General features: G+C 74.0%; 8 protein-coding genes. 5 read left to right on the top strand and 3 right to left on the bottom strand.

Annotated features, from left to right (window positions below; all coding sequences use genetic code 11):
* The first annotated feature begins 19 nt into the window (after positions 1–19).
* Genes ACIBK3_RS40325 through ACIBK3_RS40340 form a run of 4 tightly spaced genes read left to right on the top strand, consistent with a single transcriptional unit; the run spans position 20 to position 7,436 of the window.
* Complete coding sequence (locus tag ACIBK3_RS40325) at positions 20–2,647, top strand: hypothetical protein (RefSeq protein WP_399373023.1); 2,628 nt, start codon at positions 20–22, stop codon at positions 2,645–2,647.
* Between the two features lie 11 nt (positions 2,648–2,658).
* Entirely contained in the window at positions 2,659–3,747 is a 1,089-nt protein-coding gene (locus ACIBK3_RS40330; RefSeq protein ID WP_399373024.1) for a hypothetical protein, read from the top strand.
* A 5-nt stretch (positions 3,748–3,752) separates the two neighbouring features.
* A complete protein-coding gene (locus ACIBK3_RS40335; protein WP_399373025.1) occupies positions 3,753–5,183 on the top strand; it encodes a hypothetical protein in 1,431 nt (476 codons plus the stop codon).
* Positions 5,184–5,186: 3 nt separating this feature from the next.
* Positions 5,187–7,436, top strand: coding sequence for a hypothetical protein (locus ACIBK3_RS40340; protein ID WP_399373026.1), 2,250 nt, complete (start codon positions 5,187–5,189; stop codon positions 7,434–7,436).
* A 4-nt stretch (positions 7,437–7,440) separates the two neighbouring features.
* Here ACIBK3_RS40340 and ACIBK3_RS40345 read toward each other — a convergent pair whose 3' ends face one another.
* The 3 genes from ACIBK3_RS40345 to ACIBK3_RS40355 all read right to left on the bottom strand — a co-directional run bounded on the left by ACIBK3_RS40345 (position 7,441) and on the right by ACIBK3_RS40355 (position 12,270).
* Positions 7,441–10,044 carry an NACHT domain-containing protein gene (locus ACIBK3_RS40345; protein ID WP_399373027.1) on the bottom strand — a complete coding sequence of 868 codons (2,604 nt, stop codon included), beginning with the start codon at positions 10,042–10,044 and terminating at the stop codon, positions 7,441–7,443.
* Between the two features lie 133 nt (positions 10,045–10,177).
* Entirely contained in the window at positions 10,178–11,101 is a 924-nt protein-coding gene (locus ACIBK3_RS40350; protein WP_399373029.1) for a hypothetical protein, read from the bottom strand.
* 311 nt (positions 11,102–11,412) lie between these two features.
* On the bottom strand, positions 11,413–12,270 hold the full coding sequence (locus tag ACIBK3_RS40355) for a VOC family protein (protein WP_399373031.1): 858 nt from the start codon (positions 12,268–12,270) through the stop codon (positions 11,413–11,415).
* A gap of 360 nt (positions 12,271–12,630) precedes the next feature.
* Here ACIBK3_RS40355 and ACIBK3_RS40360 point away from each other — a divergent pair, with 360 nt between their 5' ends.
* Positions 12,631–13,482: a sulfurtransferase gene (locus ACIBK3_RS40360; RefSeq protein ID WP_399373032.1), complete on the top strand. Its 852-nt coding sequence runs from the start codon at positions 12,631–12,633 to the stop codon at positions 13,480–13,482.
* The last annotated feature ends 8 nt before the right edge of the window (positions 13,483–13,490 follow it).

Here is a 13,490-nt window from a genome sequence, read left to right on the forward strand (position 1 = left end):
GGACGGGGGGACAAGGCAGGTGGCCTTCGACGAGGCGCGCTACCGGCGCGAGGTGCTCGACGCCGGGTTGCCCGTGACCGAGGACCTGCGCACGCGCTACCAGCTGCCGCAGCGCCTCGACGGGCCGACGGTCGCCGAGGCGGTCGCCGCGGTCCGCGCCTGCTGGCGCCGCAGTCGGTCCAGGCTCAAGTACCGTGCCGTCATCGAGCAGTTGGAGGCCGGGTACCTCATCCACCGGCCACTGCTGGACGCGGCCGCCGCCGGGGATCCGGGACCACTGCGGGCCGCCCTCGAAGCGCACGGCCGACGCGCCGAATCCGATCGGGCCCGGTTGCGCGCGGCCCTGGAGGAGGCCACGGGCGGGCTCGGCATGCTCGCCGAGTCCACGGTCGCGGAGATCGCCGCCGCCCACCGGGTCAACGAGGAACGGGTACGGGACCTGCTGCCCGCCCTCGGGCTGCGTGTCGCCGAGCCCGACCCACTGCCCCGGTCGGTGCCGCACCCCGCGTACGCGCGCTGCGCCGGCCACCTGGAGGTGCTGGGGCTGCGGCACCTGGGCGACTTCTTCGCGACGGGCACACTCGGCGGGCGGACCGAGCGGCCCGTACACGTCTTCGACGCGTACCCGGCCGACCGGCCGCGCGTCGAGGCGGCGGCGCGCCGCTGGGGACGGCTGCCGCACGGCGCCGCGCACACAGCGGCCCAGGCCGTGATCGCCGCCGTCCGTGGCGTGCTGACCGAGCAGGGCCCGGAAGGACTCGCCCGAATCCTGCTCCATGAACTGGCGGTGCCTCTCCGGACGCGGCATGCCGCCCGCGCGACCCCGGCCACGCTCCTCGCCCACGCCGTGGAGGAACTGTCGGTCGCCGAGGACGACGCGCGCCGACTGGTCTTCGCGGTGCTGCACGAGGCGGCCGGGGACCCGGTGTCGGAGCGGCTGCGACGCCTGGCCGCGGACGGGCGGCTCACCGAGGCCGCGGCCGTGGCGGACCGGTTGCCCACGGGCTCGCTCGCCGACGACGTGCGCGCACTGGCCGAGCATGTGCGCGGAAAACTCGTCGAGGCGCGCGGCCTGGTGGACCATGCGCGCCGACTGCCGCCGACCCAGGCGGACCGGGCCTGGGACCTGCTGGAACAGGCGGAGGCGGCAGTCCGCGACCTGCCGGGAATCGACACCGTGCGCCGCAGCCTCGCGGTCCACCCGGTGTCCGGCCTCACCACGACCCCGGACGGCGCGGGCGTCACCGTCCAGTGGCGGCACTCACCGTCCACGAGGGGCGAGCCCGAGTACGTGCTGCTGCGGACCGAGCGGCGCCCGCCCCGCGGCGTGGCCGACGGCACGGCGCTGCCGCTGGCCTCGCCGCGTGCCACCTCGTACGTGGACGGCTCGCCCCCGCCCTGCGTCCCGCTCCACTACGCGGTCGCCGTGCGCCGGGCCGCCGAACCCGGCAGCCCGACCTCGCCGCTCGCCGTGGCCGGGCCCGTCGTGTACTGGCCCGAGGTCGCCGACGCCCACCTGCGCCCCGGGGACCGCCGGATCACCGCCGACTGGACCTGCCCGGACCGCGCCCGGTCCGTCGAGGTCCTCCGCACCGCTGCGGACGGCGAGGCGGTGCCGATCGCCACCCGCCGCGACGGCTTCACGGACCACGGGCTCACCAACGGGGCGACGTACGGCTACCGCATCCGCGCCGTCTACCGCACCGACGACGGAGCGCTCGTGCGCACGGAGGGCGTCCGGCGCACCGCCACGCCCCTCGCGCCGCCCGAGCCTGTCACCGACCTGGACATCCGCTTCGTGGACGATCACCTCCTGGCCCGACTCGACCCGCTGCCCGACACAGAGGTGCGCCTGTACGGCTTCGACGACGCGCCCCCGTGGCCGGCCGGCACCCGGCTGCGCACGGCGGAACTCCCCGGGCGTCCGATCGTGGTGGAACCCGCCCCGGAGGGGCTGCGGTTCCCGCCGCCGGGCCGGCCCACCCTGGTGCTCGCGGTCACGGTCGCCGGGGACCGGGCCGTCACAGGCGCACACGCCGTGGCCGCCGCGCAGGCGCTCGGCACCCCCACGTTCACCCGGCACGGCGGCACCGGCGTGGCCGTTCTCTTCGACTGGCCGCCGGACAGCGGCGACGAGGTCGAGGTCACCTGGCGGTCCCCCGGCGGGGCGGGCGAGCGGCGGCGCACCGTCACCCGTGCCGAATACCGGCACGAGGCTGGAGTACGGCTGCCGGTCGCGGACGGCGCCGGGGTGGAAGTCGAGGTGCGGCCGATCGCCCTGCTCGGCGGGCTGCCCGCATACGGTCCGCCGAGCACGGCGGTACTGCCGCCGCGTGCCGAGGTCGACTACCGGCTGGAGCGGCACGGCCTGCCTGGACGTCGCACGGTCACCGCTGTCTTCACGGCGCGCACCACCGTACGAGCCGAGCGGCTGCTGCTGGTCCGCTCACGCGGCTCCCTCTGGCCGCTGGAGCCCGCCGACGGGGACGTCCTCGCGGAAGCCGCCGACGTGACGCTCGCCCCGGGGCGGGACATGAAGCTGTCGGCGCGCCTGGCCCGCGGCCGGAGCGGCCGGCTGCGCTGCTTCGCCGTCGGCGAGGCACTCGTGCTGCGCGATCCGCCGCAGCACACGCTCAAGGTCACCTAGGGGGAGTGGACGTGAGACTGCCGTGGCGTCGCACCTGGGTGTGCCCGCACTGCTTCCGGCGCATCTCCAGGGCGCAGATCGCGTACGTCTGCGCGAGCGGCGCCGCCTGTGCCGAGGACCGACGCCTCGCCTCCGCCAACCCACGGGCCGGTTCGGCGGAGTGCGGCACCTGCGGCCGCACCACCACCCGGCTGCGCTGCACCGCCTGCGCGGGCAGGCTGCCGGAAGGCTATCTGCGCACTCCCGGAAAGCTGGTGGCGCTCGCCGGACCGGTCAGCTCCGGCAAGAGCACCTACATCGGCGTCCTCGTGCACGAACTGCTGCACCGGCTCGGCGCCGAACTCGACGCCGCGCTGCTGCCCTGCGACGACGACACGATGGCCGACTACCACGAACGCTACGAACGGCACCTGTACGACGAGCAGCAGACCGTCCCCAAGACCGCCGAGCACGACGCGGGCCGCCCCCTCGTGCATCGCCTCAGCCGCACCCGGCGGGGCCGTTTCGGACGCGCAGGCAAGCGGGTGCTGACCCTGGTCTTCCTCGACACCGCGGGGGAGCGTTTCGCCTCGCGCGACCGTATGGAGACCGAGTTGCGCTACTTCCTCGCGGCCGACGCCGTCGTCGTCCTCGTCGACCCGCAGGATCTGCCCGGCGCACCGGTGAAGGGCGGCGACGGGGTGCCGGGCCGGTCGGGCGACGTACTGGCCCGGGTGCTGGGCCACGTGGGCGGAGGCGGGAAGGTGACCGTGCCGGTCGCGGTCGCGCTCACCAAGGCCGACCTCCTGTGGCCGCACCTGCCGGACAACTCCCCGCTGCACCGGACCCGCCGTCCCGGCCCCGTCTTCGACGCCGACGACCGAGCGGCCGTCCACGCCGAGCTGCGGGCCCTGCTGCGGCGCTGGCAGGAACACCAACTCGACGCGCGGCTTGACCAGTTCTGCACCGACTACCAGCTGTTCGCGCTGTCCACGCTCGGCACCGCGCCCCGGCAGGGCGGCGAGCTCGGACTCGGCGGCGTGGTACGCCCGCACCGGGTGGAGGATCCCCTGATGTGGCTGCTGCACCGCTTCGGCGCCCTCGACCGGGGACGGGGGTGACGCGTATGGCAGGACAGGCGCACTACACGTCCGCCCCGCCCGCGGCCGACGCACCCCACGGCGGCTTCCGCTTCACCGCCGTCTCCCCGACGGCCCGCCCCGCACTCGATGCCCTGCGCCCGCTGACGGGGTACCCGCTGCCCGCGGGCATGGACCGCGATCGCCCCTTGCCCGTGGCCTTCGCCTACGACCGCCCCGACGACGGCGCGGCCGTGCTGACCCGCACCCGCCTGTCCGGCCAGGACTACACCGGTCGCTGGGGCAACCACTTCTGCCACGTCCTGTACGCCACTCCCGACGAACTGGCCGGTCTGCGCCCCGTCGAGCTGTGGGACACCCCTCACTGGGCCCCGACGCCGGCGCCCGACGACGGCCATGACCTGCCCGATCTCACCCCACTCGTCCCCGGCAGCGCCGTCGGACCCGACCGGGTGGCCCGGTCGCTGGCCGGCCTGGGCGACCCTGGCGTGCGCCTCCTGGAGCGGCTGCTCACCACGGCCCTGCGGGCGCTGGCCGGCGAGGGTCCCGGCGCCACCCTGGTCTCCGCGGACGCGGACCGTGTCGTCGACTGGATCGCCGCCGTCTCCTACACCCTGCCCGCCGGACTGGCCGCCCGGCTGACGTTCACGACGTACACCGCGCGGCCGCAGGACGACCACCGCCATCTGACGGGGACCCTGCCGGAGACCGGGGAGCGGGCACCGGGCCCGGTGTTCCACCTCGACCGACTGACCGGGGACGGCTGTCCGGAGCCGAGCGCGACGGCGCGGTTCCTCGCGGGCGCGTTGGGAAACGGGCGCCTCGACGTCCTGGACGCCGTCGCGGACCTGTGGGACGCGGTCCCCGCGGACGGCGTCGAGGCAGGCGTACGGCGGCTGCGGGCCGGGTGCGCGCTGCTCGCGCCGGACGGCGATGCGGAAGCCTTCCGCGGGGAGGGCGCCGGGTTCGCCGGCTTCGTACGTGCGCTCGCCCAGCTGCGGCCGGAGAAGGCGGGACTGGCGCCCGAGCACCTGAGGGACGCCGCCGCACGCCATCTCGCCGAGGGGACGGCACCCCTCGGCGACGTACGGGCCGCGCTCGCTCCGCTGCCCGAACCGTACCGGGCGGCTGTCCTCGCCGGACTGCTCGCCGCCCTCGAAGCCTCCGCCGGCTTGCGGACCGCCGCCCTGGACGCGCAGGCGTGCGCCTGTCTCGTCTCCCTCGCGGACGAAACCCCGGACGTGCTCGCAGCCACCCCCGCCACCGCGCTGCACGTGCTGCGCCGGGCCCCCGGAAAGCCGCGGCCGGCCGCGCTGCGGATCCTGCGGCTGTTCCGGCAAGGGCTGTGGGAGGAGACGGAGACCTACGACGCCCTGCGCGACCTGATGCGGGCCGAGGAGCCGGAACGGACGCCACGGCTGCTGTGGCGACGCGGGCCGGCCCGGGAGCGGGAGTGAGCCGTGGCCAACCCCGTGATGCTGCTCCTCGCCATCGTCCTGTTCGTCGTCCTGGTGGTCGGCCACGGCGTCCTCATCACCCTGCCCAAGCTGGTGTGGACCCAACTGCACACCGTCTGGCGGACCTTCGGCCGGGCGGCGGCCACGCCACCCGACCCGCACGGTGAGCCGGCCACCCCCGCCTACCTCCGCGTCACAGCCGCCCGCGACCTGCGTGCGACCTGGTGGGACGGACTCGAGCGGCACGAACGGCTGATGGGCGACGCCGAGCGGTTCCTGGTCGACCGGGTGAGCGACGCGTTCCGCCGGTCGCGACAGCACGGGACCGGCGGGCAGGGCTGCCTGATGCTCTTCCTGCGCCCGGCCTTCCTGCTGACGGCCGTCGCCGTCGTACTGACCGCGACCGCACTCACCATCCTTCCGTTTCTGTTCGCGCTGCTGGCATGGGCGCTGGGCTGTGCCCTGTGGGCCGCGTGGTGGGCGGTCTGGGCGGCCGTCGCGCGGACGGGGCGTGCGGTGCGCGGCGGGCCGGCGCCGTGCCCGTACACCGGCTGCGGGCGTACCATCCACCGCCCGCTCAGGCTGTGCCCGACGTGCCGGGCCGGACACCGGCAGCTGGTGCCCAACCGGTACGGCGCCTTCTCCCACCGCTGCCGTTGCGGCACCCACCTGCCCGCCGTCCTCGGCGTGCGCCGCCTGGAGGCGTGCTGCCCGCACTGCGGGAAGGCGCTGCCCGCCGGATACGAACGGGCGCGGGTCGTCGTGCTGGTCGGGGGCGCGGGCACGCAACGCGCCGCCGTGCACGCCCAGGTGCTGGCCGAGCTGGGCGGCACGTCCGGGGCGGAGCCGCCGCTCGTACGCATCGGCAAGACGCCCGTCCTGGTGTCCGACCCGCCTGCCGGGGCGTACGGCAGTCAGGAGTCGGTGAGCGCGCTGGACGTGGTGCGCCGGGCCCACGGGCTGCTGCTGGTGGTGGACGACCCCGCCGCGCACAGCGATACCGTGCACGCCGTGACCCGGGTCCTGCACGTGCTCACCGCCCTGCCCGCGCGCCGCCGGCGGCACCGTTTCGCACTGCTGTACACCCGAGCCGTACAGGGCGACGAGACCGCCGTGCGCGCGCGGCTGGAGGCGGCCGGCGGCGGCCATCTGCTGCGCGCGCTCGACGCCACGGGCATGGCGGTGCGCTGCGTTCCGGCCTCGGCTCTCGCGGGGACGGCGTGGTGGCTGGCCGGTATGCCCGGTGTCGCGGGCTCCGGGGAGAGCATGGCGCCTGAGCCCGCGCGCCGACCCGGGAACGCCACGCTCCACCTCCCCCGGCACCGCGTCGCCCGGCACTCGCTCCTGCTCACCCACCTCGCCGGGTACCTGGTCGTACCGCTCGTCCTGGTTCTCCTGCAGGCGGGTGTGCTGCCGCCGTCCGCCTTCTTCGGCCTGCCCGGGAGGTACGACAAGTGGCGGCATCCGCTGACCGGTTCGGTCCGCCAGGTCGACCTCACCGCGGCCGCCACCCGGGACTGGCCGAAGCTCAGCACCAGTTACTCGGCGCCGGGACATCCGCCGTCCGCCGCTCTGCCGGGCCACGCGGGTTACTGGTCGGTCAAGGGATCCCCGCGCAAGAGCAACTGGCTGCGGATGGACTTCGGAATGCCGCTGCCGCTGAGTGAGGTGTCGGTGGACTTCGACCCTGACAGCGTCAAGTCGACGTTCGCGCCGGGTGTCGACTTCCAGGGCCAGGTCGGCGCCCGCGAGGTCCGGCTGCCGACGGGGCGCCTTCACGAGCAGCAGCAAGGCGCCTTTCTCAGCAAGACGTACGGCTACGACATCTCTGTCCCGGAGCCCGTCGACTCCGTCCGCATCGGCCTGGGCTCCTCATTCGACAAGGACGACGACGAACAGCAGCTTCAGCTGCGCGAGTTCAATGTCCGCTGGTTCAGTTCCGACGCCGTGCGCCTGCACCCGGCGGACGGCGGCCGGCTGGCCGTGGAGAACGCCACCGCACGCGACCTCGCCATCACCGTACGGCCGCCTCTGCTGCCCGCGGGCTGGCGGGCCACCCTCGTCGGACGGCCGTCCCGGACACTCAGGGCGCACGACACGTACGAGGCGCGCTGGCGGATCACGGCTCCCCGGGGGACCAGGGCCCGCGCTCCCATCGCCTACGCCGTCGACATCAGCGAGGACGACCGGACCGTGACGGCACGCTGTCTGGCCCTCCTCACGGTCTCCGCGGACACCCGGCCGCTGTGCTGAGGGCTCAACGGCCGCCGGAGGAGGCTGTCCAGCGCGGCCCCGCGAAGTCGGCCAGGGCCGCGCCCAGTTGCGGATCCACCTGCGAGGAGAAGCCGAGCGGAAGGACGTAGAACCAGCCCTCGCCCATACGCGAGCGGCGCGGCGGGCGCGGGGCGCCGGCGAGCAGCCGGACCTGGAGCGCGTAGAAGCGCGCGTCCCGGCCCCGGACGATCGCGCGGCGCACGGTGATCTCCTCGACGTGCCGCCACGCGTAGCAGACTTGTCTGCGTCCGATCACGGAGGTGACGCCGTCCCGCGTCAGCTCCAGTTCCAGCCGTCGCGGCGGCATGAGGAACCCGGTCACGGTGATCACGGCGCCGATGAAGGGCCAGACGAGCAGGGCCAGCCAGACGGCCGGGTCCTGCCACTGTCCGGTCACGCTGAACCGGACGACGAAGACTCCCATGATCGTGCCCAACACGGCCCAGTGGGCCAGCGGCAGCCTCCGGGACCGGCCGCTGAGGCGGTAGTGGTCCGCGGTGTGTTCCACCGTGACGTCACGGGACTGCAGGAGCGCGGGGACGGCGGTCGCCTCGGGGCCGGGCGAAGCCCTTCCCTGTTCCTGAGCGTGCCGCCCCGCGAAATGCTCCTGGAGCCTGCGGTTGCGGAAACGGTAGGTGCCGCCCGACAGTTGCAGCAGCCCCGCCGTGCGGGCGTCCTTGAGGAACGTCATCAGCGACCAGGGCACCCGGCCCGTGGCCGCGAGGGAGCACTTGGCGAGAACCCAGCGGCTCCACGGGCTGAGCAGCACCAGCGTCGCGGAGGCGCCCGCCCAGGCGCCGACTGCCGCGCCCCAGTCGCCACTGCCGCGGCCGAGCCAGAAGAACGCTCCCGCGCCGGCCCCGATGAGCGGGGCCACCAGTGTCAGCGTCGTGACGAGCGCACTCTGCTCGCCGCGCAGGAGTTCGTCGGGGGTGGCGGCGTCCACGGTGTCGGCGGGAGCCGCGTACACGATCATCAGCAGGATGGGCAGCACGCCGCCGACGGAGAGCCAGACCAGGAGGGGGTCCGGCGTCACGAAGACGTACAGGAAGAGGAGGAGGACGACCAGGGCGGGACCGCCCCCGAGAGCCGCGAGTCGCACCAGAGGACCCACCCGCGTGTGCCGGTCCAGGGAGCGCAGGGCGCCGATGAACAACAGCGGGTTGGCGCTGCGTCGCGGCTCGGCGAGCCGCTGGCCGAACCAGGACGCGGTCACCGACCGTGCGAGGGCGGCGAAGAGCACCCCCGCGCTCACATCGAGCGTCACGCTCAGGTCGCCCAGCACGGCGTCCTCCGCGTAGCCGGACATGCCCGCCTTGATGACGAGGGAGAGCAGGATGCCGGTCACGAGGAGCGCGGGTCCGGCGAGCAGCCGGGGCAGCGGTGCCGTGTACAGCCGCCACCAGGCCAGTTCGGACTCCTCGCGACGGCTCAGCAGCAGTGCCAGGTACGACAGCCAGGCACCGGCTCGTTCGGCGTCCCAGGTGCGGGGTGGGTGCAGCCGGCCGGGGTCCGGGGGGCGCGGAGGAAACGCGGCGGACACGATCCGGTCGAGCAGGTGGGCCTCGACGGCATGACGGGTCGGGAACCGTTCCCGGTCCGCCAACTCTCCTGGATCCGCCGGATGCCGCTCATAGGTCCGGCGTACCAGCCACACCATCAGCGGACTGGTCAGGGCCCAGGCGACCGGTGCGGAGGGCTTGTTCCGGAGGGTCTCCAGCAGGCGGGCCCAGACGGCGGCGCGGGCCGGAGGCCGTGCCCGGCGGAGATAGTCCGCCACCTCGTCGGGGCGCAGCGGCAGCGACTCGATCACCGTCGCGTGCCGCAGCCCCTTGCCTTCCTGGTCAAGGTGCTCGTACTCGGCCGTACGGGACACCAGTACCGCGTCTCCCGTGCCGCCGAGGCCTGCGTTGAGCGCGTCGAGGACCTCGGCGCGGCGGTGTCCGGGCAGCTCGTCGAGGCCGTCGAGGACAGGCAGCACCCGCCGTTCGAGGACGAGCCGGCGGGCCGGGTGGACACCGTCCACCGGCGGCAGACCGGGGTGGTCCTGGCGCAGCCGGTCCACCAGCCACTCGGTGAGCGACTGCCGCCGGGTGTCCCAGGACTCCAGCGACAGCACGAGCGGGACCGGCACGTCGTTCTCGCCCTGGGTGAGCCGCCGGGCGAGGAGTTCGAGGGTGAGCAGCACGGAGAGCACGGTCTTGCCGGACCCGGCGTTGCCCAGCACGACCAGCCGCCGACGGGGCCGGAGCCTGAGGAAGGTCCCGGCGATGGTGTCGGCCCCGGAGCCCACGGGCACGTACTCCCCTGCCGACGCCACGCGTCGGCTGGGCGTCCAGCGCACGGGCAGCGGCTCCGGATCCGCCATGTCCCAGGCGTCGGCCTCGGCCCGCCATCGCAACAGGAGACTCCGTGCGAGCCTCCGCTCGGCTGCGGCCAGCGGAGCGTCGTCATCGGGCGGAGGCTGCCCCACGGACAGCGTCACATTCAGATCGCCTTCGAGGATCCCGATCTGGATCAGATAATCGGCTGTGCAGTCGACCGCGGTGTTGGTGATGTGCGGCCCACCGCCGGAGTCCCTCGTCATGTGTGTCCGCCCCCGTTGTCGCCCTGCCCACTGTACGCATCCGTCCCGCGGCCGCAGCCCAGGACCAACCGCTCCGGTGCGGCCGGGCCCGCCTCGGACACGGAGCCGTGTCAAGGCACTTCGGCTGCCCGGCTCAGGATTCCGTCGGGTCCCCGTGGAGGCGCACCGTGCTGAGGATCTTCATGATCGTCGAGTCCGGCAGCTCGTCCTTCACGCCCGTGGCGCCGACGAGGCACCACGCGACGAAGCCGCCCGCGGAGTTCTTGAAGCCGAACGTGATGGCCTTGCCGTCGGTCGCGCACTTGCCCTCGCGGGGTGTGTTCCGGGACCGGGCCCAGGCGATGCTGCCCTTGACGCCGGACTTCGTCGTGTACGGCTTCGCCGTCCTGTCGCGGAGGATGCTCTTCTTGTCGGGTTGCGTGTAACCGCCGTACACCAACCGCTTCACCTCGCTCAGGGCGGCATACCCGGTGCTCGTGGCGCCGTTTTCGCCTTTGGTGCCCACCGCCGCGAGAGGGGTGTTGTTCACAAGCCCGTCCTTGTTGTCGTCGGCCAGGCACCAGCCGTCCTTGAGGACTGCCGGTGCGCCTATGACAGTGATGGTCTTGCCCCAGTTCTTGGGATCGCCGGAGTCGAGCCTGTCGTCCGTGAAGCCCAGCAGCAGGTCCGACGACTCGACCTCCCAGTCCGGCGGCACGTCGAAGGCCGTGCCCCAGTCGGGGTTGACGACGACCTTCCAACCCCGGACGGTCGGCCGCTCGGCCTTGCCGCCGGGCGGCTTGTCGGACGCCGGCGCCGAGGCCGTCGCGCTCTTCGAGCCCCTCGCCGACGCCTTCGTGTTCCCGCTGCCGCCGTCGGCGTTGTCGTCCTTGCCGCCGCCCAGGATCAGGACACCGGTGACGCCGGCGACGACCACGGTCGTGGCGGCAGCGACGGCGACGGCCTTCGCCCGATTCCCGTGGCCCCCGCCGCCGGGCGGCTGCGGCTGTCTCGGCTGCTGGTAGGGGTTCTGGCCGTGAAGGTTCTGATCGTCCCGTGGCGGCTCTCGAAACCACATGGTCAGTAACGATAGTCCCGGACCAGGCGTTCGCGTACGGTGCGCGGTTGAGCGCGGACGAAGCGGTGCGGCATGCGTGTGCGACGCTCAACTGGTCGGAGATGAGCGGGGTTTGAGGTTCAGCCCCTGCTCGGTGTTCTGAACAACGCGCGCTTGTCATGCCGGCATGGGCTGCGATGCGCTGGAGATCGGCGCCCGCGCGGCCCTGGAAGCCGATCTCCTGCCTGACGTCAGGCAGTCTGACGGGTGCGGCGGCCGATGGCGGCGCCGGTGGGCGGTGTGGCCGACGGCGTCCGACTGGTCGACGTCGCCTACGACCACCTGGGCGCCCTCGGGAAACGGCCCGTCCGCCCTCGGCCGCCGCCCTCCTCACCGTTCCAGCGCGGACTTTGGATGAGGGAGAACCACGCCCCCTCGGGATCCGTCACGGTGGCCACCCTTCCGTGCTCGCAGTCGTGCGGAGGCCTGAGGACATGACCGCCGAGACCGACGAGGAGGGCGACCGCCTGGTCCGTGTCGGCCACTTCGAAGTACGTCATCCAGTGCGGGCCCCGGTCGCGGGGCAGGGTGTTGCCGACACCGTGGATGCCGGCGACGGGGCGGTCACCGAGGCGCAGCGTCACGTGGTCGACGTCGGCGGAGACCACTGGCTCCTCGTCGTAGCCGAACACCGTTTCGTAGAACTTGGCGACGCTCGCGGTCTCGAAGGTCAGCAGCTCGTGCCAGGCGGGTGTGCCGGGCGTCCCGGAGGGGGACGTTCCGAGGTGCGTGGCCGCCTGCCGGACGCCGAAGACCGCGCCGGACGGGTCGGAGCCGATCACCAACCGCCCGCTCGCCTCCGCGTCCAGCGGTCCCACCCCGACCGTGCCGCCGCACAGGCGTACCGTTTCGGCGGTCAGGTCCACGTCGTCGGAGGCGAGATACGGCGTCCAGGCGACGGGGAGACGACGGTCGGCCGGCAACTGGCCGATGCCCGCCACCTCGTGCCCGCCGAGCAGGGCCCGAACGCAGGGACCGAGCTGCTGCGGGCCGGCCCGGAACTCCCAGCCGAACAGCGCACCGTAGAACTCCTGGGTCGCGGCCACCTCGTGCACCATCAGGCTCACCCAGCACGGTGCTCCTGGTGCCCGCCGGGCGGGCGGGCCGGCCGGCCCCCTTGCCTCGGTCATCGTCACCCTCTTCTCGGCCGCTCACCGTGGCCGTGTCGTTCGCTTCCGCTCCGACGGGCCCTCGTGCGGACGGACTCGTGCTGTCGGACTCCGCGCGTACGGCCCCGTTCTCACGGGCCCGTGCCGATTCCCGCACCCCCTGGGCGCCGCGCGCTCCGGGCGCCCCGCCGCGCGGTGGCTCCCCGGTCCGGAGAATGCCCGTGGTGCGCCGTCCCGTCCGTTGCCGTGCGACGGCCGACGGGCGTCGATCGGCTGTACAGCAGGTGCCCGATCCCGTACACCTCGTGATCGGGCCTGCCCGGCGGAGCAGAGTAGCCGTCGGTGGGCGATGCGGCCACCCCGTGCGCGAGGATGGTGGCCATGAACGCCATCATCTCCGCATCCGAACTGGCGAGCGATCTGGCGGGCGCTCACCCGCCGGTCCTGCTCGACGTCCGCTGGCAGCTGAGCGTGGCCAAGGCCACCGGGGAGCCGTCCTTCGACGGCCGGGCCGAGTACGCGGCCGGGCACATCCCCGGCGCGGTCTTCGTCGACCTGGACCGGGAGCTGGCCGCCACCCCCGGCCGCGGCGGCCGGCACCCGCTGCCCGGCCTCGCGGAGTTCGGCGCCGCCATGCGCCGCGCGGGTGTCTCGGCCGGGACCCCGGTGGTCGTCTACGACGGCGGACAGGGCTGGGCGGCTGCCCGTGCCTGGTGGATGCTGCGCTGGACGGGTCACCCGAACGTGTCAGTCCTCGACGGTGGTTTGACGTCCTGGCAGGGCGAACTGTCGACGGACGTTCCGGAACCGGCCGAGGGCGACTTCCAGCCCGCGCCGGCCGCGGCGGGGCTCCTCGACGCGGACGGCGCGGCGGCGCTGGCCCGCTCCGGAGTGCTGCTGGACGCCCGCGCGGGGGAGCGTTACCGGGGTGAGGTGGAACCCATCGACCGGGTCGGCGGACACATCCCCGGCGCGTTGTCGGCGCCCACCACCGACAACGTGGGGGCCGACGGCCGCTTCCTCCCCGCCGAGGAACTGGCCGCCCGCTTCAAGGCACTGGGCGTCTCGGACGCCTCGCCCGTCGGTGTCTACTGCGGCTCCGGCGTCTCCGGCGCCCATGAGGTGCTGGCCCTGGCGGTCGCGGGCATTCCGGCCGCGCTGTACGTCGGTTCCTGGTCGGAGTGGTCGTCGGACCCGGAACGGCCGGTCGCCGTGGGACCGGACCCTCAGTAGGCACACAC

The organism is Streptomyces sp. NPDC050287 (assembly GCF_044459385.1).
Taxonomy (GTDB): Bacteria; Actinomycetota; Actinomycetes; order Streptomycetales; family Streptomycetaceae; genus Streptomyces.